Origin of the sequence: Mycobacterium sp. 1245111.1, assembly GCF_001673405.1 — a bacterium.
Lineage (GTDB): Bacteria > Actinomycetota > Actinomycetes > Mycobacteriales > Mycobacteriaceae > Mycobacterium.
This window is the reverse complement of sequence record NZ_LZLV01000129.1, coordinates 1-23,955: the sequence shown is the minus strand read 5'-3', so window position 1 is coordinate 23,955 and position 23,955 is coordinate 1. Positions and strand designations below refer to the sequence as shown.

Here is a 23,955-nt window from a genome sequence, read left to right as displayed (position 1 = left end):
GGGTGTACATCGTGTCCCTGATATGTCGAGAAAGTACCGGGTTGTCGACCACATCGTCGGGCACCTCGCGAGTGCCGGGGTGGAGTACATCTTCGGTGTCGACGGTGCCAACATCGAGGACCTCTACGACGCCGCATATTTCCGGCCGGACATCACGGCCGTGCTGGCCAAGCACGAGTTCTCCGCCGCGACGATGGCTGACGGTTACAGCCGCAGCGGCGCGGGCCTCGGAGTGGTCGCCGCGACATCCGGCGGGGGAGCGCTGAATCTTGTTCCGGCTCTTGGTGAATCGTTCGCGAGCCGGATACCGGTGCTGGCTCTCGTTGGCCAGCCGGCGACCGGCATGGACGGGCGGGGCAGCTTCCAGGACACGAGTGGACGTAACGGGTCGCTGAACGCCGAGGCGCTGTTCGCACAGGTGTCGGTGTTCTGCAAGCGTGTGGACAACGCCGCGGACATCGTGTCGGCGTTGCCGGCTGCCATCGCCGCGGCGCACACGGGGGGACCGGCAGTATTGCTGCTGCCCAAAGACATTCAGCAGACCGTGATCAGCCCCGGCTGTCCGCTAGACGTCGGCCGGCATCGTTCGATTGGTGACCCGCATCCGATCGTGCGTGCGCTGCGCAAGGCCACTGGGCCCGTCACGATCATCGCCGGCGAGCAGGTGGCCCGGGACGATGCACGCGCCGAGCTCGCGGAACTTCGCGGTGTGCTGCGCGCCCGGGTGGCGTGTGTGCCCGACGCGAAGGACGTCGCGGGAACACCTGGTTTCGGGTCGTCGTCCGCGCTGGGCGTCACCGGTGTCATGGGCCATCCGGGGGTTGCCAAGGCTGTCGCCGACAGCGGGCTCTGCCTGGTGGTGGGCACCCGCCTCTCGGTGACCGCGCGCGCCGGCCTCGACGACGCGCTGGCGGCGGTGCCGACGATGCTGATCGGCTCGGCGCCGCCGTACCTCGCCTGCACCCATGTCCACACCGACGATCTGCGACTGTCGCTGCGGATGTTGACCGATGCGCTGGTAGGCGCGGGCCGGCCCGCCGGGCTCCGGGTACCGGACGTCGTTCCGCACACCGAGCTGACGCCGCCGGATTTCGACGGTCCGGGAGTGCGCTACCGCGACGCGATGGCCGAACTCGATCGAGCACTACCGGCGGGCGTCGACATCGTCGTCGATGCTGGAAACACCGGTGCGGCAGCGGTTCATTATCTTCCCGTGCGTCGTCGGGGCCGCTTCGCGGTCGCCCTCGGCATGGGCGGCATGGGCTATAGCTTCGGAGCGGGTATCGGAATGGCCTTCGCCCGCAGGAAAGCCCAAGGCTCAGGCCAACGAGTCGTGGTGATCGCCGGCGACGGTGCGTTCTACATGCACGGCATGGAAGTGCACACCGCGGTGCACTACCAGCTTCCGGTGACGTTCGTGTTGCTCAACAACAACGCGCATGCAATGTGCGTGACCCGAGAGCAGTTGTACTACAACGATTTATACAGCTACAACCGATTCTCGCCCAGTTATCTCGGGGCCGGCCTGGCCGCGATGTTCCCCAAGCTGACATCGACTGACGTCAGCGATGCGGCGGGATTGGCCGCCGCGGTGCGTGCCTCGCTCGATATCGACGGCCCGTCGGTGGTCAGCGTGGAATGCGCCGCCGACGAAATCCCACCCTTCGCACCGTTTCTCGGTGTGACAGTAACCAATCACACTACCCACCAACATGTCTCAGTTACACAGGAGGATCACGCCCATGTCGCTGCCAGCGCTTGACGATATCGTCACCCACACCGGCACCACCCAACCGATCGATGGCGTGGTTCGAATCGAAACCACGCCGCTGGAAGACACCGCCGCGACCTTCTTCACGCAGATGCGATCGGTGTATCCGCACAACGAGGTGTTCGGAAAGTACTGCACAGTCAACGATTACGTGGACTGCCCGCCTGATGAGCTGTTCGAATACCTGTCGGACACCCGCAGCCTGGAGGAATGGACGTACACGCTGCGCGGCTTCACTCCGACCGAGGAGCCCGGACTGTGGGAGGCCTACGACAAGTTGCTGCCGGACACCACGATCTACACCCGCACCGTCGCCAACTCCCAGGCCCGCACGGTCGACTACCACTGCGCGTGGGATCAAGGCCGGCACCTGTGGATGATCTATCTGATGCGTGTCCTGGACGCGCGGGTGGTGCTGGACAAGCCGGGTTCCGTTGTGCTGTGGACGAATTGCCGGCATCCGTTCTATGACAGCAACCCCTATCCGGAGGCCGCACCGAAGGGGCGCAGCGGCTGGGTCGGCGACTTCTGGGACCTGTTCGGCCCCGGCCACGCGCTGGAGTTGAACAACCTGAAGAGCATCGCCGAGTACCGCCACCGGCACGGCCTGCCGATCACCCCGGAGTGGATGAAATGAGCACCGCACCCGGCGTCAGCCTGATCGACGTCGCCAGCTATTTGCCCGGCGAGCCGATCGGCGCGGACTACTACGCACAGTTCGCCGACTCGGATGAGTTGCGCGACAACGTCATGTTCCGCAGTCCGAGTTTCCGCCATCACGTCGGTCCCGACGAGAGCGCGACCGACATGGTGGAGCGGGCCGCACAGGGACTGATCGACCGGCATGGCCGCGACGTCATCGAAAACGTCGACATCCTGATCACCCACGCCCAGATGCCCGACGTGCCGTTCTACGGCGGCGGAGGGGCGATCGCCCACCGACTGGGCATGCGACCGTCGTGGGTGCTGGATCTGCACAACGGCGGGTGTGCGGCATTTGTGCTGGCACTCAACGTCGCCCGTCGACTGATCTCATCCGGCGAGGGCCAGACGGCGCTGATCGCCATCGCGCAGAACGCGGCCGGCCAGGTATTCGACCAGCCCGGTGTGCGCCGCAAGGCGCAGGCGGCGGTTCCCGGTGACGGTGCCGCGGTTGGGCTGGTGGCGCTGTCGGATCAGTCACCGATTCTCGATGTCGAATGTCGCACGTACGGTGAGTACGCCGGCGACATGACACTGGTCATCGAACCCGAGCGGAAATGGTGGCAACCGGGGCCGGGTGAGGGCCGCATCGGATTCACCGAAAGCAAGATCGCCAAGGTGCTGGCCCGGGGCAATCGTCAGGTTCCCGAGGTGGCACTTGCGGTGTGTGACCGAATTGGCTTGGACAGCAAAGACATTGATCTGCTTGTCACCAACCAGCCCAACCGGGTGTTCCTGCGCAACTGGCGGGAGGCGTTGGAGGTTCCCGAGTCGCGGCACCTGGACACATACGACCAATGCGGCAACCTGTTCGGGGCCGGCATACCGGTAAACCTGGATCGAGCGATCACCGAGGGGGCCCTGGAGGCCGGCGACGTGATCATGATGGCGGCGTTCGCGCACGCGGGTGACTTCGCGGGCGCCGCGGCAGTGCGCTGGGGCGGTCGCAACTGATGGCTGAGCCCGCGTTCGGCACCTCGGTGGCCGCCGAGGTCATTGCCTCGCTTCCGCAAGCGGTTGATCCACACGCGCTGTCACTCAACGAAAGTCCGTTTCCGCCGTTGCCCGCGGTGCGCTCGGCGTTGACGCATTGCCTTGACGGCGCCAATCGGTATCCGGAATTCCTGCCCGGCCAACTGCCCCGCATGATCGCCGACCGGATCGGTGTCCGGGACGAGCAGGTTGTGGTCGGGCCGGGAGCGTCCGGGGTGGCGATGCAGATTCTGCACGCCGTCGCTCGGCCCGGCGACCGGATCGTGATGAGCACGCCGACTTTCGACGGCTACCCGATCTTCGCGAAGATGGCCCGGCTGCGACCGATCACCGTTCCGCTGGATCGGTACGGGTATCAGGATTTGGCGGCGATGGCCGAAGTGGCGGCCGACGCGAAGGTGGTCGTGCTGTGCCGTCCGCACAACCCGACCGGCACATTGGAGGCGGTCTCTGCTCTCGAGTGGTTCTTGAAGCAGATACCTGCCGACACCGTTGTGCTGCTCGACGAGGCGTACATCGAGTTCGTCGCCGCCCGGTACCGGGTCGACGGACCAGAGCTGGTTCGTCGATTCCCCAATGTCGTTGTGCTACGGACATTCTCCAAGGCCTACGGGCTCGCCGGGCTGCGGATCGGGTACGGCTTTGCCGCGCCCGAGTTGGCCGCGACGGTATCGGCCATGCAGTTGCCGTTCGGCATGAGCAACGTCGCCGTGGCTGCGGTGGCTGCCTCGTACGACGCCGAAGCCCAGCTTGCGCACCGAATTCGCCGCATCACGTCCGAGCGCAACAATTTGCGGCTGCGACTGATGGCGATGGGTGTCTACAGCATGGATTCGCACGCCAACTTCGTCTACCTGCCGATGGCGCGACGGCCCTGGCGGGAGGTGTTCGCGCAATCCGGAGTGCGGGTGCGCTGCTACGACGATGGCGGCGCACGGATTTCCGTCGGCGAGCCAGCGTCGACGCTGGCGGTGCTGTCCGCGGTGGAAAAGTCGCTGGCTTAGGGCTGTGTGAGGCGCTCTTCCTGGTATGAAGGGGCGTGGCCCCATCTCGTCCCGACAACCGCGATCCGATCGCCGTCGCGCGCACGAACTGGGAACGCGCCGGCTGGGGGAACGTCGCCGAAGGCATGGTCGCGGTCACGTCGGTGATGCGGGCCCACCAGATTCTGCTTGCCCGTGTCGAAAATGCGTTGCGGCCTTACGATTTGAGCTTCTCGCGGTTCGAGCTATTGCGTCTGCTGGCGTTCAGCCGCAGCGGGTCCTTGCCGATCACCAAGGCGTCTGACCGGCTGCAGGTGCACGTCACCAGCGTCACCCATGCCATCCGCCGGCTGGAAGCCAACAAGCTGGTGCAACGGGTCCCGCACCCGACCGACGGGCGAACCACGCTGGTGCAGATCACCGAGCTGGGCCGCTCGACCGTCGAGGATGCCACCGTCACGCTCAACGAGCAGGTGTTTTCCGACATCGGTATGTCCGAGCGCGAGTCGCAGGCGCTGGCGTCGTCGATCGAGACGCTGCGGCGCAACGCCGGCGACTTCTAGTCGATGAGCGACGGCACCGGGATCGTCGCGGTGACCGCCGTCCCCGAGCCCGGCCGCGAGCGAATGTTCAGCCTGCCGCCGACCAGCTCGGCCCGTTCGGCCATCGACAGCACCCCGTAACCGCCCATCTCGTCGCTACCCAGTGGATGCTCGAAGGTGTCGAAACCTATTCCGTTGTCCACGATTTCGAGTCGGGCGATGTCGTCGGCGTCGACCGCGAATCGTAGCCGCGCCACCGAAGCATTCGCGTGTTTGACGATGTTCTGCAGGCCTTCTTGGGCGATCCGATACAGCGCGATCTCGATGTGCTCGGGCAGTCGGACGTCGGCGAGATCGAGTTCCATGTCCAGGTGCGGGATCGACCGGGCGAGGCTGGCCAGCCCGCCGGCCAGACCCAGGTCGTCGAGCACCGGCGGGCGCAGCCCGCTGATCGCCACCCTGGCCTCACCCAACGTCAAGCCGACCAGTTCGCGGGCCTCGGCGAGTTGGCTGGAGGCCTCGGCGGGATCGCTACCGACCGCCCGCGCCGCCGCGTCGAGGCGGTAGGACAGCGTGATCAGTCGCTGCGAAATGCCGTCGTGAATATCGCCGGCGACCCGGCGGCGTTCGATCTCCTGCGCCTCGATCACCTGCTCGACGAACAGCTCGTGGGCACGCTCCCTGGCCACCAGTTGCCGGTGCAGCCGCGCCTGGTGCATGGCCCCGGCGATCAGCCGGCCGATCACGCGCAGCAATTCGACGTCGCCGTCAGTGAATTCGCGCCGGGCGACCGTGTGCACGTTCAGCACACCGACCAGACCGCCGGGATCGGTCTCCATCGGCATCGACACCATCGACGTGAAGTCGCGGCCCCGCAGCGACTGGATTGGCAGATAGCGGGGGTCGGCTTCCTTGTCGTCGGTGATGACCACCGGCTCGCGATGTTTCGCGACCCAGCCGGAAATGCCGGATCCCAAGGGCAGCCGGATCTTTCCCACCTGCCCGTCGAACGGCGGTGTCGCGCCGGCGAGCGTCAACGAACGGTCGCTGTCGTCGAGGACGTGCACGAAGCACACGTCGGTTCCGGTGGCCGCGGTGATCATCCGTGCCGCGGCGGCGGCCAGCGGCTCCACGCCCGGCCCGGTGGAGGCGGCCTGGATGAGTTCGCGCAGCAACGCCAATTCCCGGTCGGTGTCGACGAGATCGTGCACGCCGTGCTCGCGGGGTGCGCTGCTCACTGGTAGATGCCCTCGCGCAGCGCGGTTGCCACCGCGCCGGTGCGGTCGTTGACGCCCAGCTTGCGGTAGATCGCCCGCAGGTGGCTCTTGACCGTCTCCTCGCCGATCACCAGTTTCTTGGCGATCCCACGGTTCGACAGCCCGTTGACCATGCAGGACAAGATCTCGCTCTCGCGTTGCGTCAGCCCTTGGCGGGCGCCCGGCCAGAATTCGTCGCGCTGCATGCGGGCCGCGGTGTCGGCGGCGCGGGCGGCCATCCCCGGATCGATGACGGTATCGCCCTGATGCGCCAATTCCAGCTGTCGCACCAGGTCGTCGCTGCTGATGCTTTTCAGCAGATAGCCGCTGGCCCCCACCCGCAGTGCCTGGTACAGATACTGCTCGTCGTCGTAGACCGACAGCATCACGACTTTGCGCTCCGAGTGGCGCTCGCGCAGCATCTTGCACAGGTCCAACCCGCTGGAGCCCTGCATGCGTACGTCGCACAACACGACGTCGGGCCGCAGTTCGTCGACGACCTCGATCGCGCGCTCGACGCCGACGGCTTGCCCGACGACCTGCACCCGGTCCTTGAACGAGGTCAGCATCGCCTTGAGCCCCTCGATGACCATTTCGTGGTCATCGACCAGGACAAGTCGCACCGCCATGGCAACACCCTAGGCAAGTTCGCCACGGGAATCCCCCTAATGGGGGAGGCTAGGCCGCGGCGATTCGGGGCACCCTGTCTGGCGTGCGAGCCAAGGGGAAGACTCGTCCGACGCGGACGTTCTGGTGGGACCGGGAAACACGGACCGAAACCGCAGAATTGCGTGCGGTGATCTTCGATGCCGATTCGGTGCTGGCGAGCATCGATGGCGACGACAAAGCACGGACCGATCTGATCGACGCGGTAATGAGCCTGTTCGTCGCCGGGATCTGGGTGAGCGTGGTGAGTGCCCGACCGCGGGCCGAAGTGGCGACTTTGGTGCGCAACCTACTCGGCGACGGGCTGGTCGAAACCATCGTCAGCATCGACGACCTCTCCGGAGCAGACGCGGGGCCCGCCGGTGGAGGCGAGTTGTACCGGCTGGCGTTGTGGGAGATGGGAATAACGTCCCGCGCGGCGCTGGCCGTCACCGGTCCCGGCGCCGGCCTGCGTGCCTCGACCGCGGCGGGTTTGCCCGCGGTGGTCATCGACGAGCCGTTGTCGGCCGCCAGTTGCCAGCAGGCGCACCGTCGTTGGCAGATCCGCCGCGCGGCGTAAACCTAGCGCAGCGTTTCGATGATCGCGCTGAAATCCTTGTCGGCGTTGGCCGTTGCGAACTTCGCGTAGATGTCGGCGGCGTGGCTGCCAAGCGGCGCGCTCGCGCCGGTCGAGTGGACCGCATCCATCGCCAACCCGAGATCTTTGTTCATCAGTGCGGTGGCGAACCCCGGCTTGAAGTCGTTGTTGGCCGGCGAGGTCGGAACCGGGCCGGGCACAGGGCAGTTCGTGTGCACGGCCCAGCAGTTTCCGGTGGCGCCGGTGATGACGTCGAAGAGCGATTGTGCCGACAGCCCGAGCTTTTCGGCCAGCACGAACGCTTCCCCGATCGCGATCTGATGCACGGCGAGCACCATGTTGTTGCAGACCTTGGCGGCTTGGCCCGCACCGGCGTTGCCGCAGTGAATGATCTTGCCCGCCATCGGTTCCAAGATCGGTTCCGCGCGACGCACGGCGTCTGGTTCGCCGCCGACCATGAAGGCGAGCGTGCCGGCGATCGCCCCCTTGACCCCACCGGAGACCGGTGCATCGAGCTGGGCCACGCCGTGGGAACCGGCGAGCGCGTGGACCTCACGGGCGTCGTCGACGGAAATCGTTGAGCTGTCGATGAATAACGTTCCCTCGGCGACCGCCGGAAGGATTTCGGCATAGCAGCGCTTGACCAGATCGCCGTTCGGCAGCATCGTGATCACGACGTCGGCCCCTGCCACGGCCGCCGCGCCGCTGTCGAACACCTCGACACCGTTGGCCTTCGCGGCGTCGGCCGCCGCGGGTACCGGGTCGTAGCCGTGCACGGTATGGCCCGCGTCGACAAGGTTTTTCGACATCGGGGCGCCCATGTGGCCAAGCCCCAAAAACGCGACCGTGGACATTGCTCTGGCCCTCCTAGGCGCTGGCGCGGATCCGGGCGGCTTCGGCTCGGCCGACGACCACCCGCATGATTTCGTTGGTGCCCTCCAGAATGCGGTGCACCCGGAGGTCGCGCACGATCTTCTCCATGCCGTACTCGCGAAGATAGCCGTAGCCGCCGTGCAGCTGCAGCGCCTTGTCCGCGACGTCGAAGCACGAGTCGGTGACATACCGTTTGGCCATCGCGCAGAGCTCGACCTTGTCGTCGGCGTGGCCGTCCAGCGCGGCGGCGGCCCGCCACAACATCAGTCGCGACGTCTCCAGCGCGGTGGCCATATCGGCCAGGGTGAAGCGGATGGTGGGTTCGTCGATAAGGGGAGCGCCGAACGCCTCACGATGCGCGACGTAGTTGGCGGCCTTGTCGTAGGCGGCCTGCGCACCGCCGAGTGAGCACGCGGCGATGTTGATCCGGCCACCGTTGAGACCGTTCATCGCGATGCCGAAGCCGCTGCCTTCGCCGTCGGCGCCGCCGAGCATCGCGTCGGCCGGGACGCGCACCCCGTCGAGGATGACCTGCGCGGTCGGTTGCGCGTGCCAGCCCATCTTCTCTTCGTGTGCACCGAAACTCAGTCCCGCCGTGCCCTTTTCGACGATGAACGCCGAGATGCCGCGGGGGCCGCCGGATCCCGTCCGCGCCATCACCACGTAGACGTCCGAGGTGCCCGCGCCCGAGATGAACTGCTTGACGCCGTCGAGCACATAGTCACCGCCCTGCTTGACCGCCTTGGTGCTCAACGCGCCGGCGTCCGAACCGGCTCCGGGTTCGGTCAGGCAGTAGCTGGCGATGGCGTCCATCGACGCCAGTCGCGGCACCCAGGCTTTGCGTTGCTCGTCGGTGCCGAACGCGTCGATCATCCACGCGCACATGTTGTGGATCGACAGGAACGCGGCGATCGTCGGGCAGGCCATCGCGAGTTGCTCGAAGATCCGCACCCCGTCGAGCCGGCGCAGCGCACTACCGCCGACGTCGTCGCGGCAGTAGATCGCGGCCATCCCCAGACCGGCGGCCTCGCGCAGCTCGTCGATCGGGAAGTGGTGTGCCGCATCCCATTCCAGCGCGAACGGGGCGATCTTCTTGGCGGCGAATGCCGCGGCCGTCTCGGTGATGACCCGTTCGTCGTCGTCCAGACCAAACAATTCCATCGCCTGGACTACTTCATCGTCGGGATGGTGAACTCCGCGCCATCCTTGATGCCGGACGGCCAGCGCTCCGTCACGGTCTTGACCTTGGTGTAGAACTGGATCGATGCGGGGCCGTGCTGGTTGAGATCGCCGAAGCCGGACCGCTTCCAGCCGCCGAACGTGTGGTAGGCCACCGGCACCGGGATCGGCACGTTGACGCCGACCATGCCCACCTGCACGCGCGACACGAAGTCGCGGGCGGCATCGCCGTCACGGGTGAAAATCGCGACCCCGTTGCCGTATTCGTGTTCGGTGGGCAACCGCAGGGCGTCTTCGTAGTCGTGGGCGCGCACGATGCACAGCACCGGGCCGAAGATCTCGTCGGTGTAGATCGACATGTCGGTGGTGACGTTGTCGAACAGCGTGGGCCCGATGAAAAAGCCCTTCTCCAGGCTCTGGTCGTCGAAGGTGAGTTCGTCGGTGGCGCGCTCACGGCCGTCGACCACCAGGTCGGCGCCTGCCTCGACGCCCTGGCCGATGTAGTCGCGCACCCGCTTGAGCGCGGCCTCGGTCACCAGCGGGCCGTAGTCGGCCTTCGGGTCGAGGCTGTGCCCGACGCGTAGCTGGTTGATGCGCTCAACCAGCCTGTTGCGCAACCGGTTTGCGGTCTCTTCACCGACGGGTACGGCGACGCTGATCGCCATGCACCGTTCACCGGCGCTGCCGTAGCCGGCGCCGATCAGCGCGTCCACGGCCTGGTCGAGGTCGGCGTCCGGAAGGATGATCATGTGGTTCTTCGCGCCGCCGAAGCACTGTGACCGCTTGCCGTTCGCGGCCGCGGTCTCGTAGATGTACTGCGCGATGTCCGAGCTGCCGACGAAGCCGACCGCCTCGATGTCCGGGTGGTGCAGGATCGCGTCGACGGCTTCCTTGTCACCCTGGACCACCTGAAACACGCCCGGGGGCAGGCCGGCCTCTCCGAACAGCTCGGCCAGCCGCACCGGCACCGACGGGTCGCGCTCAGAAGGCTTGAGAATGAAGGCGTTTCCGCATGCCAACGCCGGGCCCGCCTTCCACAGCGGGATCATCGCCGGGAAGTTGAACGGGGTGATGCCCGCGACCACGCCCAGCGGCTGGCGGATCGAGTAGACGTCGATACCGGTGCCGGCGCCTTCGGTGAACTCCCCCTTGAGCAGGTGCGGGATGCCGATGGCGAACTCGATGACCTCGATCCCGCGCTGAATGTCGCCGCGAGCGTCGGGAACGGTCTTGCCGTGCTCGAGGGAAAGAAGCTCGGCCAGCTCATCCATGTTGGCGTTGACCAGCTCGACGAACTTCATCATCACCCGGGCCCGGCGCTGCGGGTTGAACGCGGCCCACTGGATCTGGGCCTTCTTGGCCGAGGCCACCGCGGTGTCGACGTCGGCGGCCGACGCCAGCAGCACCTGCGCCTGCACCTCGCCGGTGCTGGGGTTGAGCACATCGGCGGTCCGGGTCGACGAGAGGTCGCTGCGGCGGCCGTCGATGAAGTGCGGAATCTTGTAAGTCATGGCGTCCTCGGACATAGGAAAGTAAGCAAACCGTTTACTAGGACATCCTAGTAACTGTCGTGTGGTGCTGGCAAGCTGCCGGGCGTCAGCGCGAGAATGCGCGCCTTGGTCGCTGGCGCGCGCTCCTAAAGCGAGCGCAGCAGAGCCGCTCGGCCCTTGGTGCGCAAGCGGTGCACCGCTGACCCGCGGTACTGCTCGATCCGCGCGGACATCGCCTCGCCGAGAGCCTCGAGTTCGGCAGCGGTGATCTGAACCTCAAGCGGAGCCGGGATCATGTCGCGCTCCTCCTCGTCAGCGTGTGCCTCCAGCACCGTTTTGAACGAGTTCCATTCGGCTTCGTAGCCAGGGGCATTCGGCGGGGTCTTCAACAGCACCGACAGCTGGTCGATCACCTGACGATGTTCGGCGTGCGCGATCGCAATCAGCGTGCTGGCGGCGTTGAGCGCCGGGTAATACAGGTCATCCTCGATGCGGAAATGGATGTCCAATTCGATCAGCATGTCGTCGAGCAGCGCACGACGCTCGTCGCTGCCGAGCGGCGCCGCGCTGACCTTCTTGCCCAGGCCCTTCAGCACGATGTGGTGTTGTTTGAGCACGTCGTAGGCGTTCACTGGGACGGCCCTGTGCCGGAACGGACTTCGATCATTCCGTCGACCACCCTGGCCTGATAGCGCGGCAGCGGTGCCGCCGCCGGCCCGCGCACGACGTCGCCGGATTCGGTGGCAAACCACGATCCGTGCCACGGGCAGACGAGGCGGCCGCGATCCACCCAGCCGTCGGCCATCGGGGCGGCAAGATGCGGGCAGAACTCACCGAAGGCCGAGATCGTTCCCGGCTCGGTTTGACACACCACCAGGCCCACGCCGTCGACTTCGACACGCACCGGCTTGCCGTTCAGCTTGTTCACCGGCAGCACCGACGTCCACTCGTTCGTCCGCAGCCGCTGCCCGGACCGGTCGATCCCGATGCCCGACTCGAACACCAGGGCTCCACCGAGATAGCTGCCACCGAGGGTGATCGCGTATCCCAGGGCGGTGAGCGCAATGCCGCGACCGTGTCGCCCCCGTCCGCGGTCCCGCCACGACTGGACATACAGCGCCGTCGCGGCCACGTTCACCAGACCATGCACCAAGCCCACCCGCCGATCGCTCTCGTGGGTGTGTTGCCAGTCGGTGACGCCGGTGACTGCCGAGCCGAGGCTGGCCAGGATCCCGATTCCGAGCGAGCGCCGCGCAAATCGCGCCGCGTCTTGTGTCTCGGTCTTGGGCCGGATCGGCACCAGGCTGAGCGCGTCCAGCGCGACCGTCGTACCGAGCGCGCCGCTGGTGAGCGATGCCAACGGCGGATGCACCGGATGGCCGAGCCAGACGCCGTTGAGCGCGTTCATCACGGTGTTACGCGCGTTGCCCAAGCTGTTGTAGCCGAAGCTCAGGAGATGCTCCAGGCGATAACTGGGGCGGTCAAGCCACGCCTGTCGACCTATCGCCGAGAGCGCCGCGGGCCCGAGTCGTCGTAATCGAGTACCAGTGCGTCGTGACGTAGCCACCATGGCACCAACTCCTTGATCTGCGTGGGGCATCTGCGTCGGGCTCGGACTGTCCGACCATCCACCATAACGTATAGTAACTGTTGCCTATAGTAATAGTATGCAGGGGGGTCTGTGACATCGGCGACAGGTGTGGGCGGCAAACATTGCCTCAAGAAACAGTCGTCAGAAGAAATTGTGGATGCCTAACACTGTGGCCACTGCTAACATCCGACGAATCCAGCCACGCCACGGGCACGGCTGGACGTCGCCGGTCGGGGGAGGGGAGCCGTGTCTGATCGGGTTGCAGCGCAGCGAGATTCGGTAGATGCGATCACCGACGCGCTGCTGACCGCGTCCCGGTTACTGGTGGGAATTTCCGGGCGCTCCATCGCCATGGTCGACGAGACCCTCACGATTCCGCAGTTTCGGGTCTTGGTGACGCTGTCGCATCAAGGCTCGATCAACCTCGCCACGTTGGCCGCGCTTCTGGAGGTCAAGCCGTCGGCGGCCGGCCGGATGGTCGATCGACTGGTGGCGGCGGAACTCATCGATCGCTGTCCGCATCCGACGTCACGGCGCGAGCTGCTGGTGGTGCTCAGTCCCCGCGGGCGAAAGGTCGTGCGAGAAGTGATGGTGCGACGGCGCAAGGAGATCGAGAGGATCGTGGAGAAGATGCCCATAGCCGACCGCCGGGGCCTCGCGCGCGGTCTGATCGCTTTCACCACCGCGGGTGGTGAGCCGACCGTCCTTATCGACGGCGAGCCCTGACTGCCGTTCGGCAACAGCACCGCCACTATCGTCGATTGCATGGATGGCGTATCCATACGCCGGCCGGCCTCGGCGTTGGCCGACTGCACCGAGATCATCGGGCATTGGCACGCGCCTGTCGATTACCGCAGTCGGGCGCTGCCACGCGGCGCCGTCACGCTCGTGATCGACGTGGGCGAGCGGCAGCAGCTCGATTTCTATGCGGCCGACGGCAGTACGAGGCTAACCGTTCCCTCGGCCTTCATCACCGGATCACACACCGCCTCCTACGTCTCCGAGATGCCGGCCGGCCAGCCTGCGATGGCAGTTCATTTTCGGCCCGGCGGGGCATACCCGTTCTTGCGAATGCCGTTGAGCGACTTGGAGAATGCTTATATCGGCCTCGACGACATTTGGGGATCCGCCGGCATCGAGCTGCACGAGCGGTTGATTGACGCCCCGACTGCAGCGGCCCGGTTCGGCATCCTGGAGGCCTTCCTGCTTTCGCAGCCATGCTCATCGGTGCGACGGCATCCCGGTGTGGCAGCCGCGCTCGCCGCGATCGAGGCCAACCCGTCGATTCGGATGGCCGAGCTCCGGCACCTGGTAGGTATGACCACCAAGCGGTTGGTCGCATTGTTTCGCGCCGAAGTCGGCCTGTCGCCCAAGGCATATGCGCGCGTTCGCCGCCTTCAGGCTTCGCTGCGGTTGCTCGGGTCGATGAGCGGAGCGCGGGTGGCAGCCGAGGCCGGCTATTTCGACCAGGCCCACTTCGTCCGGGAATTCCGGTCTTTCACCGGTATGACGCCGTCGGAGTACACCGAGCAGCGGCTGGTGTTGCCCAGCCATGTCCCCGCCATGCCGGAGCACAAATATCCAAGACGACGGGCAACAGTAGGCCGATGATCGAGTGATGGACAGCTCGAAACACGCAGTCGCAACCACCGGTCTACTGGTCGCGGCCATGCGGGCCGAAGAATCCCGGCGCAACGACGCACTCTTCCACGATCCCTACGCCGCACGGTTGGCCGGCGACGACGGGCGCCGGCTGCTGGCCGAGGCGAACGAAGCGACCGGTCAGCCCGCGGCGCCGATCGTCGTCCGCACAAGGCTTTACGACGAGGCGCTCCTGAAAGCGCACGCCGGTGGCCTGTCACAGGTGGTGATCCTCGCCGCGGGTATGGACGCCCGTTCTTATCGGTTGCCGTGGCGTGACGATACGACGGTGTTCGAGGTCGACCAGCCGCACGTGATCGCCATCAAGGACGAGCGGCTGGCCGGGGAGCGGCCGCGCTGCCGACGTGTGGCCGTCGGTGTGGATCTCGCCGACGACTGGCCGAAGAGCCTTGCTGCGCAGGGGTTTAACCCCGCTACACCGACGGCCTGGTTGGTTGAAGGATTGCTGCAGTACCTTCACGCGCCGGACGTCGATCGGTTGTTCGCGCGCGTCGACGGATTGTCCGCGCCCGGTTCGGTGCTGCTGTATGACGTCGTCGGTACAGCCTTGTTGGCGGCGCCATTCTCGGCCGCCACCTTGGCGTACATGGAAAAGCTCGGTGCGCCATGGGTTTTCAGCAGTGACACACCCGCAGCGCTGGTGAAAGACGGCTGGACCGCGGCCGTGACGGACATGGCGGTACCTGGCAACACATGGAAACGTTGGGCACACCCGCCGGTTCCGGCTGATGTGCCCAACGCGCCGCGCGGTTACTTCGTGGAGGCGGTCAAGGCCTAGTCGCCGCCGCCCGAACCCTTGGGCACGGTCGTCTCTCCGTCTCCGGTGCCCTTGCCGGGGGCGTTGCCCTTCAGATACTTGTGGCCTGGCGCGTGTGCTTCCTCGAGTTGCTTCGGGCAGTACGCCTTGGCCGAGATCGTCGCGAACTGCGCGGCGCCGCTTTCGGTGAGGGCAGGGTTGCTCTCCTGCAGGTGCTGGATCAGGTGCAGGCCGCCCATGCCGTTGTGGAGGCAACCGCACACGGCCTGGCCGGCGCTGACGGCCTGGGCCGGATCGGAGAAGCCGATGCCCACCTTGTTCAGGTCAGCAAGAAAGGAGCCGTTGTTCTCGTCGGTGGCCGGCTCGTCGACACCGGGCTCGGCATAGGCCGGTGCGGCAAGCGTGAGTCCAAGCGATACGCCCAGAATGGCGATCCAAGATTTCATTAATCCTCCTTCGAGAGTTGCTTTTTCGAAGTTCTATCGGGCTAACCTGTTTCGCTGGCGGCCTTCGCGACCGCAGCGGTGGTTTTGCCATCGGTCAGGTGCACGGCATGAATACCGGGCTTCGTCGACAGCTTGGCGACCAGGTCGTCGAGCCCGGCCTCGTCGACGTTCCAGTGCTGGACGTCATCCGGCGATTCCTGCAGCTTCGCGATGACCTTGTCGAGCGGGACGGGTCCCTTGGTGCGCGCCGGCGCGGTCACCTTGGCCCGGACACCCGTCGAGCTCACGACTCGCGACGCCGGGCTGCCCAGCGCGCCTCCAGCCAGGCTGCCGAGGCTGGCCTGGTTCAGCGCGCTCAGCGGGACCTCCATGCTCGGAGCGGCGGTCGCGGCGAACGCGCCGTCCGGCAACGACGTCGCGGCCAGCCGGATCGCCGGGGTGGCCCCAGCCCAGCTCGGTGGCACCGACAGCTTGCCCACCGTCTGCGCGCTACCCAGCGCCGCGGTTGCGGCGCGCGCGCCCAGCCCGCCCAGGCCGGCGGCGTGCCCTGGCGAGGACAATCCCGCGCCGAGTGAACCGAGTCCGATGCCGTGGCTCCACGGCTGGTAGATGAAGAAGTTCTTCCACTGCGAGATGCCCATGCCGGTCGTGCTGTTGACCACGTTGGTCCACGTGGCCTGGCTACCGGCGCCGGAAATGAAGGAGTAAAGGTTGGTCCACGTCGTGGCCAGGGTCGACCCGCCGGGGATAGTGCCCAGCGCGTTGGTGATGAATTTGGTGTAATCGCCGTTCAGCGCGGTGACCTGGTTGAGGAAGTTGCTTGCGGTGGCCTCGGCCTGCTCGAGGATCGATTCCAGGTCGGTAGGTGCAGCAGCGGCGGTCGCTGCGGCCTGCGCTGCCGTGCCGCTGGGATTGGTGGTTTGCGGTGCCTCGGTGAACGAGCCCAGGCCGGTGGTGGCCGCCTGCGACGATCCCGCGTAGCCGGTGATCGCCGCGACATCTTGGGCCCAGAACTGCGCGTACTCCGCTTCGAGGGCCGCGATAGCCGCGTTGTACTGACCAAAGATGTTGGCCGGCAACAGCGACAGCAACTGGGTGCGATTGGCCGCGATCTCCGCGGGTGGCACGGTGGCCGCGAGCGCGGTCTCGTACGCGCTGGCGGCGGCCCGGGCCTGGCTCGCGGTTTGCTCGGCCTGGCCGGCCGTGGTCGACAGCCACGACACGTAGGGCGCAGCGGCCGAGGCCGCGGCGTCCGCCGACGGACCCGTCCAGTCACCGCTCACCAAGCCGTCGATCACCGACTGGAAATCGGCTGCGGTCGACTGCAATTCGCCGGCCAAACCGTCCCAGGCCGCCGCGGCGGTCTGCAACGACTCGGCACCCGGACCCGAGTAGATCTTGGCCGAGATGAGCTCCGGCGGCTGTGCTGCGAAATCGAAAACCATTGCCGTATCTCCTATTCCGCGCTCGGCGGGATGACGATGATGGTGGCGGTGGTGGCGATCTCGTCGGCCGCTACCGCGCCGGGTACGCGGTAGCCCTGACCCACGGCCGCCCGGGTGGCGGTCCCGCCTAGGGCCCGACCGGCCAGGCTGGACAGCGCCGTCTGACCGAACATCCCGGGCTGGGCGAGGCCCATCTCGGGAGCGGCGTCGACCGCGGACGCTTCCATCTCGGCGGCGACCGTGCGGACGGCCGGCGTCGCGGCGGCCCAGTTCTGCGGCACCGAGAGACCCCCGATGGTGCCGGCCCGGCCGACCGATGCCAGGGTTCCCGCGTTGCTCGCACCGCCGTAGGAGCCGCTCAACAGTCCGCTGTGCAGCAGGGGCGACAGCGCTCCGGTGATCGGAGTCGGGTGGATCAGCGGCCCGATGCCCTGGATACCGGTACCGAGGCTTGGGATAGAGATGGACACCTGCCACCAGTTTTTCAGCAGGCTTCCGAAGCCGAGCGGGGTCCACGGGCCGGCCGCCCAGGTACTCATGGTGTTGGCGCCCGTGGTCAGGAACTGGTTGAACAGTGTGATGCCGTTCGTGACCGAGGGTGGCAAGCCCAAGCTCGCCACCAGCTGCGCCAGCGTTGTGCTCGATTGCGGCAGCAGGGCCGTGAGCTGGCTGTTCAGCGTCCCCAGTTCGGTGCCGAACTGGGTGATTTGGGAGTTCAGCTGGGTCAGGAGCGCCGAGATCGCGTCGGTGGTCGAATCGGCGGACGAGGCGGCGGCCGACTGCGCCGTGCTTGCCGCCTGGGTGGCCTGCCCACTGTCGTTGGTCGTCGCCGGCGCTTCGGTGAACGGCGTCAGCTGAGTCGCGGTGCTCGCGGCCCCGGCATAGGCGTACATCGCACCCGCGTCCTGGGCCCAGAACTCTGCGTAGGTTGCCTCGGTCGCGGCGATCGCCGGGGTGTTGACACCCAGGAAGTTTGTGGCGACCAGCGCCGCCAGCAGCGCCCGGTTGGCCTCGATCACCGGTGGCGGGATGCTGGCCGCGAAAGCGGCCTCATAGGCGGCCGCCGCGGCTTGAGCCTGGGCTGCCGTCTGTTCGGCCTGAGCGGCGGTGCTGCTCAGCCACTCCGTGAACGGCGCTGCGGCGTCGGCTGCAGCCGTCGACGACGGGCCCTGCCAATTCGAGCTCAGCTCGGTGATCGTGGCGGCGTAACCGGCTGCGGTGGTTTGCAGCTCACTGGCCAGCGCGTCCCAGGCCGTCGCGGCCGCCAACAGCGGCGCCGAGCCGGGGCCGGAGTAAATCTTGCCGGAGTTGACCTCCGGCGGTAGCGCCCCAAAATCGAAAACCATCCGTGTCCCTCGCTCCGGCTGTGTGGTCCCAATGCCCCGCGCTTTGACAGCGCGTTTGGGGCGAACAAGCTGTTCGGGGCACCAGGAAGCCCTGGCAATTAGGTACGAATTGCCTGGCAGCTGCCTGAATTTCCCCGGTGAGTGAAGGCTATCCAGGTTCGGCAGGATCCTGTTTTGCCGACGTCGGCCGGGGCCCCGCGGCGGGACGCCGAATGCGCCGCCGCGGCCTAGCGCCAGGGGTTTGTCGCTGAGGGTGAAAAATAAGGTCTGAACTGCGGAAATTCGGCGATCGCGGGTGATCGGTGGCGCCGGCCGGGTCGGTGAACGACAGGTGTCATCGAATAAAAATCTGGAAATCAAAAAGTCGGGTTGCCGGTCCCGGCGCCTCCGTGCGACCCGACCCAGCTGGTGTTTCGGCACGCCACGGCCGCTTTTGGGGGTTACAAGGGCGGCGCGCCGGCCGGCTTAGCTAAGTGGAAGCCGGCGTCGTAACAGGTGCCGCACGGCCTGGCAGGCCTACAGTCTTCTCAGAAGCGATGTTCGTACTTTGAGGAGACATCACATGTCATTCGTGACCACGCAGCCCGAGGCGCTGAGCTCGGCGGCAACCGCCCTGGGCGGCATCGGCTCGTCGTTCAGCGCGCAGAACGCCGCCGCAGCGGCGCCGACAACCGGTGTCGTGCCCGCGGCCGCTGACGAGGTGTCAGCCCTGACCGCCGCGCAGTTCGCGGCCCACGCGCAGCTGTACCAGGCCGTCGCCGCACAGGCCGCCGCCATTCACGAGCAGTTCGTGAACACACTGGGCACCAGTGCCGGGTCGTACGCGGCCACTGAAGCCGCCAACGCCGCATCCGCCGGCTGACCACAACTCTCTGTCGGCCGGGCACCGCGATGGTGTCCGGCCGACGTTTCTGTCTCCGCGTAAGGTGCGCGGGTGGACGATGTGCGTGCCGACCTCGACCACACGACAGGCAGGAATAGCGGTGGCGGAATCCCGATCGGCTGCGACGACGGCCTTGGCCGAAGCCGAACGTCTGGTGCTGGGCGGCGATTTCGCGGCAGCGGTCACGGTGCTGGAGGACGTCGTCGATGATGACCCGATACTTCCAGTTCTGTACCTGTTGGCATCCACCACCGTGGAACTCGGCGAGCTCGACAAGGCGTTGCGCTACGCCACGCGCGCGGTAGACACCGACCCGTCGTCCGCGCCGGCCCACGACGCTCTTGCGAAGGTGCATGTGGCTCTGGAGGATTACGCTTCTGCGCTGACAGAGCTCGAGGCCGTCGCCGCCCTCGGTCGCGACGAGCGTCTGGCGACACAGCCCGCCCAGTATTCGGTGCCAGCGCATTTCGCCCTGCACAACGTCGAACAGCTCGACCACATTCTCGCCAGCAATGGCGCGCAGCGGAACTCTGCCGGTGGGTTCAGCGGGGGACTGCACAATATGCGCCGCGGTCTGACGGACGCCATCGACGGAGCTAACGGCGAGGCGCCGTGGGTCTCCGTCAACGCGATCAACGCCCACATGCTCGCCGACCCGCCATATGTGAAGGTTCCAGAGGAGAGGCTGCCGGAGTATCTGAACCCGACGGTCGACTATGCGTCGCTCCAGCAAGCCCTTGCCGCCGGCGAAAAAGTACAGGTCATCGATAACTTTCTGACGCCGGAGGCATTGGATCAGGTGCGGAAATTCTGCCTGCAGTCCACTGTTTGGCGTCGTCCATATCAATTCGGCTACGTCGGCGCCTTCCCCCAACACGGATTCGCCAGCGTGTCGCTGTTCGCCATCGCAGAAGAGTTTTCGGCGGCGATGGGTGCGGCATTTGCCGATTTTCAATTGGCCCAGTGGTGGGCTTTTGTGTACGACGCCAAGCTGCCCGGAACCGATATTCACGGCGACGACGCCGACTACTCGCTGAACTTCTGGATCACCCCTGATTCTGCCAATCTCGACCCCGACAGCGGCGGTCTGGTGATGTGGGACAAAAAGGCGCCCAGCGACTGGAGTTACGACGAATACAACTCCGGTGGCGACAAGGTCAGGCAGTACCTCGAGGAGCAGGACGCGGTACCGACCGTGATTCCCTACCGCGAGAACCGGGCCGTCCTGTTCGAGGGACACCTCTTTCACAAGACGGACGACTTCACCTTCGCGCCCGGATTCGCGAATCGGCGACGCAGTGTGACCATCCTGTTTCGGCGCCGAAAGGGATAGCCGCGCGCAGCGCTGTGTAACTCGAGACGCTATGGACCACCGACAGGCAAGATGCTCAGCGGAGCCACGCTTTCGACAGGCAGGCAACATGTGACGGCACACGGTGATCCCGCCACCCCCCGGCCCTTGCGCTTGGTGCCCGGCGACGGCTATCCGGACTGGGAGGCGGTCTACCAAGACAACGCCACCTGGGTTTACCGCACCATCTACGCGCGCGTTGGGAACCGGGCCGACGCCGAGGATCTCACTGCCGAGGTGTTCCTCGCTGCGCTGCGACCGCTGCGATTGACGGCGAGTGTGGGTGAGGTCCGTGGCTATCTGCGGGCCACCGCGCGAACCGTGTTGGCCGCGCACTGGCGCGAGACGTTGGGTCGCGAGATCACCTCGATCGACGACATCGAGCAGCCGCCAGAGAGCGAGCAGGCGATCAGCACCGCCCCGCAACGGGTAGCCGGTGTCCTCGGGCAGTTGCCGGACAACTATCGACGGATCTTGGAACTGCGGTTCCTGCAAGGGCGTTCGATCAAGGAGTCGGCGGCCGAACTAGGCGTTAGTGTCGCCAATGCCAAGGTGCTCCAGCATCGCGCGCTGCGGCTGGCCGCGCAGGTCAACGAAGAGGGCGAATCATGAACACGCGTGCATTGCGCCGGTACATCGACGACCTGTTGCGCGGCCGCCGCCCAAAGCCGTTCCGCCCCGACGACTTCGAGGCCGCGCAAATCCGGACCGCGATCGAGTTGCAGGCCGCGCGGCGGGAGAGCGATGCTCCGCGCCCGGAATTCCTCGCAGATCTGCACCGCCGGCTTGCCGCGCAACAGGACAGCGCCGGGCGGCCGGCGCCGAAGTCGAATGCAAACCGCCGCACCGTGATAGTCGGTACGTCGGCCGCCGCGGCGGCCGCGGTGGCGGCGGTGTCGATCGACCGCGCGCTGATCGATGGCCAGGTCGCCGACGGCGGATCCCAGGAACTCACGCCGAACACCGGGCGCTGGGTTCGCGTGGCGGCCAGCGCCGACGTGACCGACGGCGTGATGCGGCCCTTCGATGTCGGTTCGGTGATCGGATTCGTTCGCCGGGTCGACGGCAAGCCCGAAGCCGTCTCGGGAGTGTGCACCCACCAGGGCTGCCGCCTGTGGTTCGACGCGCCCGACGACCGATTGCGCTGCCCCTGCCATTCGACATCGTTCGCGCCCGCCGGCCAGGTGCTGACACACCAACTGCCGATCGCCCCGAAACCGTTGCCTACGTTGATGGTTCGCGAGCAGGACGGCGTCATCGAGGTGTTCGTCCCGGCGGCGCCACACCAGCCGGCCTGACCGCGTGTAACCCGCTGCCCTATCTCTAGGCGAGGCGTACCTCTCGCCGACGATGGAGGGACCTGGTTATGCGCGTACAACACTGGGGCGCAAGCATATTGATGTTGGTGTTAATGGTCGCGGGCTGCTCGTCACCGCCGTCGGTGAAGGCGCCGTCGGTGACGTTCGGGCCGTCGGCGTCGACGCCGGGCATGGGTGGAATGCCCCCGATGTCGAACATGCCTGCCGGTCCGGCCGCCCCGTCAGTGGGTTCGGCGGCTCCGGCGGCCGCGAACGCGGTCTACATCGACAACTTCGCCTTTGCTCCGGCGAAGCTGACCGTCCCGGCGGGTAGCACGGTCACCTGGACCAACCGGGACGAGGAGCCGCACACCGTCGTTGCTAACGACGGGTCGTTCCACTCGCCCGGAATGGGTTCGCAGGCAACGTTTTCCTTCACGTTCACGAAAGCGGGCACGTTCGACTACGTCTGCTCGATCCACCCGTTCATGCGTGCAACCGTGGTGGTGACCCAGTGACCGACGAGCCGCACACCATGAACCGGCGACAGCTGATCCGGCACAGCGCCTGGTTCGGCGCGGCGGTCGGCCTGGCGGTGGTGGGAGGCGAAGTTGTGTCCCACGTCGCCGGCACTGCCGACGCCGCGCGCAGTCCGAATCGGCCCGCGCTGCGGTTCGCTCAAGTCAGCGACAGCCACATCGGCTTTGTCGGCAAGGCCAATCCGAATGTCGCGGATTCGTTCACCCACGCCATCGACCGGATCAACAATCTGGGCTACCAGCCGGACTTCGTGATCCACACCGGCGATCTCACCCATCTGGCCACACCGGGGCAGTTCGATCAGGTCAAGCAGATGATGGCGGGTCTGCACACGAACCACGTCTTCACGGTTCCCGGTGAACACGACTCTGTCGACGACGGGGGCCAGAAGTATCGCAGCGCGTTCGGCGCCGGAACACGCGGCGACGGTTGGTACAGCTTTGACATCGCCGGGGTCCACGTGATCGCGTTGGTCAACACGCTGAACCTGAAAAAGCTTGGGCACCTTGGTGTTGAGCAACTCGAGTTCGTGGAGAAAGACGTGGCGCCGCTGCCCAGCGATACGCCGATCATCGTGTTCAGCCACATCCCGCTGTTTGCCATGTATCCGGACTGGGGCTGGGGGACCGACGATGCCGCCCAGGCGCTGAGCTATCTGCGCAGGTTCTCGTCGGTCACGTGCCTCAACGGCCACGTGCATCAGCTGTTTTCCAAGACCGAAGGCAACGTGACCTTCCACAGCGGGACGACGACCGCCTATCCCTTGCCACATCCCGGAGACGGGCCGGCGCCCAAGCCGGTCACCCTGCCTGCCGGCAAGTTGCAGGATGCGCTGGGCATCCGTGAGGTCAGCTACGACCGGGGCCAAACCTCTCTCGCGCTGAAAGAGAAGACACTGCAATGATTCTGATCAGATTAGCGATGGCGTTGGCGGTGGCGACTAGCGGCATCAGCCATGCCTACCTTTACGTCCATGGCTACCAACACATTCCGATGATCGGGCCTGCGTTCCTGGTGCAGGCGGGAGTCTCGTTTGCGCTCGCACTGCTGATCCTGATCGGTGGCCCGGGGTGGCTGCAGTGGGCCGCGGCGGGGTTGGCCGGTGGTGCGTTGGTCGCATTCGCGCTGTCGCGGACCGTTGGGTTGTTTGGTTTCTCCGAAACAGGTTGGGAGCCAGCGCCACACGCGGCGATCAGCGTCATCGCCGAAGTGCTCACGGTCGCGCTGTGGGCGGTCTATGTCTTCGGCCTGCGGCGGTCACGGCGGATCTCCAACAGCCGGAACGAACCCCAGGCCAACGCGCCGGCACCGACGAGTGCGAGATAGAAGTTCTTACACGCGCGGCGGCTTGATCGAACCGGCCCTGCGTCACAAGGGTGTTCCAGATTTTCGTCGTCGAGTTCCAGATATGGCCCGACTCGTGTTGTGCTTTCAGCGACATAGACAGAGCTTGGTCACCCGAAGGCCGAGGTGGAATGGATCAATCGCCCTGCTTTCGCCCGACCAGATTCACGTGTCGGACGGCTGTGGCATAGTCGAATGTATGTTCGATTCGGTGATGCGGGAGTTGCGTGAGGCGGCGCGCGCGGAGAATCGGGCTGCGG

At 66.3% G+C, this 23,955-nt stretch carries 25 protein-coding genes and 1 pseudogene; 16 read left to right on the top strand and 10 right to left on the bottom strand.

Going from position 1 to position 23,955, the window contains the following annotated elements:
* The first annotated feature begins 22 nt into the window (after nt 1-22).
* Genes A5658_RS20390 through A5658_RS20370 form a run of 5 tightly spaced genes read left to right on the top strand, consistent with a single transcriptional unit; the run spans nt 23 to nt 5,012 of the window.
* On the top strand, nt 23-1,762 hold the full coding sequence (locus A5658_RS20390) for a thiamine pyrophosphate-binding protein (protein WP_067339436.1): 1,740 nt from the start codon (nt 23-25) through the stop codon (nt 1,760-1,762).
* On the top strand, nt 1,743-2,408 hold the full coding sequence (locus A5658_RS20385) for a hypothetical protein (protein ID WP_067339434.1): 666 nt from the start codon (nt 1,743-1,745) through the stop codon (nt 2,406-2,408). The genes A5658_RS20390 and A5658_RS20385 overlap by 20 nt, the downstream gene beginning before the upstream one ends.
* Nucleotides 2,405-3,427, top strand: a complete 1,023-nt coding sequence (locus A5658_RS20380; RefSeq protein ID WP_067339432.1) for a 3-oxoacyl-ACP synthase III family protein — start codon at nt 2,405-2,407, stop codon at nt 3,425-3,427. The genes A5658_RS20385 and A5658_RS20380 overlap by 4 nt, the downstream gene beginning before the upstream one ends.
* The gene (locus A5658_RS20375) at nt 3,427-4,470 is read left to right on the top strand and encodes an aminotransferase class I/II-fold pyridoxal phosphate-dependent enzyme (protein WP_067339430.1); all 1,044 of its coding nucleotides are present in this window, start codon (nt 3,427-3,429) and stop codon (nt 4,468-4,470) included. Before A5658_RS20380 ends, A5658_RS20375 begins: the two co-directional genes overlap by 1 nt.
* A gap of 35 nt (nt 4,471-4,505) precedes the next feature.
* Nucleotides 4,506-5,012 (top strand): MarR family winged helix-turn-helix transcriptional regulator, encoded by a 507-nt coding sequence (locus A5658_RS20370; protein WP_067339428.1) that lies wholly within the window; start codon nt 4,506-4,508, stop codon nt 5,010-5,012.
* Here the strand turns inward: A5658_RS20370 and A5658_RS20365 are convergent.
* Nucleotides 5,009-6,229, bottom strand: coding sequence for a GAF domain-containing sensor histidine kinase (locus A5658_RS20365; protein WP_067339426.1), 1,221 nt, complete (start codon nt 6,227-6,229; stop codon nt 5,009-5,011). The genes A5658_RS20370 and A5658_RS20365 overlap by 4 nt on opposite strands.
* Nucleotides 6,226-6,876, bottom strand: a complete 651-nt coding sequence (locus tag A5658_RS20360; RefSeq protein ID WP_067339423.1) for a response regulator transcription factor — start codon at nt 6,874-6,876, stop codon at nt 6,226-6,228. The genes A5658_RS20365 and A5658_RS20360 overlap by 4 nt, the downstream gene beginning before the upstream one ends.
* Nucleotides 6,877-6,959: 83 nt before the next feature.
* Here A5658_RS20360 and A5658_RS20355 point away from each other — a divergent pair, with 83 nt between their 5' ends.
* The gene (locus A5658_RS20355) at nt 6,960-7,472 is read left to right on the top strand and encodes a haloacid dehalogenase (RefSeq protein ID WP_231997391.1); all 513 of its coding nucleotides are present in this window, start codon (nt 6,960-6,962) and stop codon (nt 7,470-7,472) included.
* Between the two features lie 2 nt (nt 7,473-7,474).
* On the opposite strand, the gene mmsB is transcribed toward A5658_RS20355, so the two are convergent.
* The 5 genes from mmsB to A5658_RS20330 all read right to left on the bottom strand — a co-directional run bounded on the left by mmsB (nt 7,475) and on the right by A5658_RS20330 (nt 12,602).
* Entirely contained in the window at nt 7,475-8,344 is an 870-nt protein-coding gene (gene mmsB, locus A5658_RS20350; RefSeq protein ID WP_067339419.1) for a 3-hydroxyisobutyrate dehydrogenase, read from the bottom strand.
* 13 nt (nt 8,345-8,357) lie between these two features.
* Entirely contained in the window at nt 8,358-9,518 is a 1,161-nt protein-coding gene (locus A5658_RS20345; RefSeq protein ID WP_067339461.1) for an acyl-CoA dehydrogenase family protein, read from the bottom strand.
* Nucleotides 9,519-9,532: 14 nt separating this feature from the next.
* A complete protein-coding gene (locus tag A5658_RS20340) occupies nt 9,533-11,053 on the bottom strand; it encodes a CoA-acylating methylmalonate-semialdehyde dehydrogenase (RefSeq protein WP_067339459.1) in 1,521 nt (506 codons plus the stop codon).
* 125 nt (nt 11,054-11,178) lie between these two features.
* On the bottom strand, nt 11,179-11,664 hold the full coding sequence (locus A5658_RS20335; protein ID WP_067339418.1) for a hemerythrin domain-containing protein: 486 nt from the start codon (nt 11,662-11,664) through the stop codon (nt 11,179-11,181).
* Nucleotides 11,661-12,602 (bottom strand): Rieske 2Fe-2S domain-containing protein, encoded by a 942-nt coding sequence (locus tag A5658_RS20330; RefSeq protein ID WP_067339416.1) that lies wholly within the window; start codon nt 12,600-12,602, stop codon nt 11,661-11,663. The genes A5658_RS20335 and A5658_RS20330 overlap by 4 nt, the downstream gene beginning before the upstream one ends.
* A gap of 267 nt (nt 12,603-12,869) precedes the next feature.
* Between A5658_RS20330 and A5658_RS20325 the strand changes: the two genes are divergently transcribed.
* Genes A5658_RS20325 through A5658_RS20315 form a run of 3 tightly spaced genes read left to right on the top strand, consistent with a single transcriptional unit; the run spans nt 12,870 to nt 15,063 of the window.
* On the top strand, nt 12,870-13,349 hold the full coding sequence (locus A5658_RS20325) for a MarR family winged helix-turn-helix transcriptional regulator (protein WP_067339414.1): 480 nt from the start codon (nt 12,870-12,872) through the stop codon (nt 13,347-13,349).
* A gap of 39 nt (nt 13,350-13,388) precedes the next feature.
* Entirely contained in the window at nt 13,389-14,234 is an 846-nt protein-coding gene (locus A5658_RS20320) for a helix-turn-helix transcriptional regulator (protein ID WP_067339412.1), read from the top strand.
* 7 nt (nt 14,235-14,241) lie between these two features.
* Nucleotides 14,242-15,063 (top strand): SAM-dependent methyltransferase, encoded by an 822-nt coding sequence (locus tag A5658_RS20315; protein ID WP_067339403.1) that lies wholly within the window; start codon nt 14,242-14,244, stop codon nt 15,061-15,063.
* A gap of 89 nt (nt 15,064-15,152) precedes the next feature.
* Here A5658_RS20315 and A5658_RS20310 read toward each other — a convergent pair.
* The 3 genes and pseudogenes from A5658_RS20310 to A5658_RS20300 all read right to left on the bottom strand — a co-directional run.
* Nucleotides 15,153-15,488, bottom strand: a pseudogene (locus tag A5658_RS20310) (DUF732 domain-containing protein); the annotation flags it as partial.
* Nucleotides 15,489-15,529: 41 nt separating this feature from the next.
* Nucleotides 15,530-16,933, bottom strand: a complete 1,404-nt coding sequence (locus A5658_RS20305; protein WP_067339398.1) for a PPE family protein — start codon at nt 16,931-16,933, stop codon at nt 15,530-15,532.
* 11 nt (nt 16,934-16,944) lie between these two features.
* Complete coding sequence (locus A5658_RS20300; RefSeq protein WP_067339396.1) at nt 16,945-18,279, bottom strand: PPE family protein; 1,335 nt, start codon at nt 18,277-18,279, stop codon at nt 16,945-16,947.
* 562 nt (nt 18,280-18,841) lie between these two features.
* Between A5658_RS20300 and A5658_RS20295 the strand changes: the two genes are divergently transcribed.
* The 7 genes from A5658_RS20295 (at nt 18,842) to A5658_RS20265 (ending at nt 23,677) form a co-directional block, all read left to right on the top strand.
* The gene (locus A5658_RS20295) at nt 18,842-19,141 is read left to right on the top strand and encodes a PE family protein (protein ID WP_067339394.1); all 300 of its coding nucleotides are present in this window, start codon (nt 18,842-18,844) and stop codon (nt 19,139-19,141) included.
* A gap of 121 nt (nt 19,142-19,262) precedes the next feature.
* Nucleotides 19,263-20,495, top strand: coding sequence for a lipopolysaccharide assembly protein LapB (locus A5658_RS20290; protein WP_067339389.1), 1,233 nt, complete (start codon nt 19,263-19,265; stop codon nt 20,493-20,495).
* A gap of 90 nt (nt 20,496-20,585) precedes the next feature.
* Nucleotides 20,586-21,125, top strand: a complete 540-nt coding sequence (locus A5658_RS20285; RefSeq protein WP_067339388.1) for an RNA polymerase sigma factor — start codon at nt 20,586-20,588, stop codon at nt 21,123-21,125.
* Nucleotides 21,122-21,811 (top strand): ubiquinol-cytochrome c reductase iron-sulfur subunit, encoded by a 690-nt coding sequence (locus A5658_RS20280; RefSeq protein ID WP_067339382.1) that lies wholly within the window; start codon nt 21,122-21,124, stop codon nt 21,809-21,811. Before A5658_RS20285 ends, A5658_RS20280 begins: the two co-directional genes overlap by 4 nt.
* A gap of 113 nt (nt 21,812-21,924) precedes the next feature.
* The gene (locus A5658_RS20275) at nt 21,925-22,329 is read left to right on the top strand and encodes a cupredoxin family copper-binding protein (protein WP_156751573.1); all 405 of its coding nucleotides are present in this window, start codon (nt 21,925-21,927) and stop codon (nt 22,327-22,329) included.
* Nucleotides 22,330-22,346: 17 nt separating this feature from the next.
* Nucleotides 22,347-23,255 carry a metallophosphoesterase gene (locus A5658_RS20270; protein ID WP_369830552.1) on the top strand — a complete coding sequence of 303 codons (909 nt, stop codon included), beginning with the start codon at nt 22,347-22,349 and terminating at the stop codon, nt 23,253-23,255.
* Entirely contained in the window at nt 23,252-23,677 is a 426-nt protein-coding gene (locus tag A5658_RS20265; RefSeq protein ID WP_067339380.1) for a hypothetical protein, read from the top strand. Before A5658_RS20270 ends, A5658_RS20265 begins: the two co-directional genes overlap by 4 nt.
* The last annotated feature ends 278 nt before the right edge of the window (nt 23,678-23,955 follow it).

Coding starts and splice junctions, on each gene's coding strand:
- A5658_RS20390 (WP_067339436.1), top strand. CDS start 23: ATGTCGAGAAAGTACCGGGTTGTCGACCACATCGTCGGGCACCTCGCG.
- A5658_RS20385 (WP_067339434.1), top strand. CDS start 1,743: ATGTCGCTGCCAGCGCTTGACGATATCGTCACCCACACCGGCACCACC.
- A5658_RS20380 (WP_067339432.1), top strand. CDS start 2,405: ATGAGCACCGCACCCGGCGTCAGCCTGATCGACGTCGCCAGCTATTTG.
- A5658_RS20375 (WP_067339430.1), top strand. CDS start 3,427: ATGGCTGAGCCCGCGTTCGGCACCTCGGTGGCCGCCGAGGTCATTGCC.
- A5658_RS20360 (WP_067339423.1), bottom strand. CDS start 6,876: ATGGCGGTGCGACTTGTCCTGGTCGATGACCACGAAATGGTCATCGAG.
- mmsB (WP_067339419.1), bottom strand. CDS start 8,344: ATGTCCACGGTCGCGTTTTTGGGGCTTGGCCACATGGGCGCCCCGATG.
- A5658_RS20340 (WP_067339459.1), bottom strand. CDS start 11,053: ATGACTTACAAGATTCCGCACTTCATCGACGGCCGCCGCAGCGACCTC.
- A5658_RS20330 (WP_067339416.1), bottom strand. CDS start 12,602: ATGGTGGCTACGTCACGACGCACTGGTACTCGATTACGACGACTCGGG.
- A5658_RS20320 (WP_067339412.1), top strand. CDS start 13,389: ATGGATGGCGTATCCATACGCCGGCCGGCCTCGGCGTTGGCCGACTGC.
- A5658_RS20315 (WP_067339403.1), top strand. CDS start 14,242: ATGGACAGCTCGAAACACGCAGTCGCAACCACCGGTCTACTGGTCGCG.
- A5658_RS20305 (WP_067339398.1), bottom strand. CDS start 16,933: ATGGTTTTCGATTTCGCAGCACAGCCGCCGGAGCTCATCTCGGCCAAG.
- A5658_RS20300 (WP_067339396.1), bottom strand. CDS start 18,279: ATGGTTTTCGATTTTGGGGCGCTACCGCCGGAGGTCAACTCCGGCAAG.
- A5658_RS20295 (WP_067339394.1), top strand. CDS start 18,842: ATGTCATTCGTGACCACGCAGCCCGAGGCGCTGAGCTCGGCGGCAACC.
- A5658_RS20280 (WP_067339382.1), top strand. CDS start 21,122: ATGAACACGCGTGCATTGCGCCGGTACATCGACGACCTGTTGCGCGGC.
- A5658_RS20275 (WP_156751573.1), top strand. CDS start 21,925: ATGGTCGCGGGCTGCTCGTCACCGCCGTCGGTGAAGGCGCCGTCGGTG.
- A5658_RS20270 (WP_369830552.1), top strand. CDS start 22,347: ATGAACCGGCGACAGCTGATCCGGCACAGCGCCTGGTTCGGCGCGGCG.
- A5658_RS20265 (WP_067339380.1), top strand. CDS start 23,252: ATGATTCTGATCAGATTAGCGATGGCGTTGGCGGTGGCGACTAGCGGC.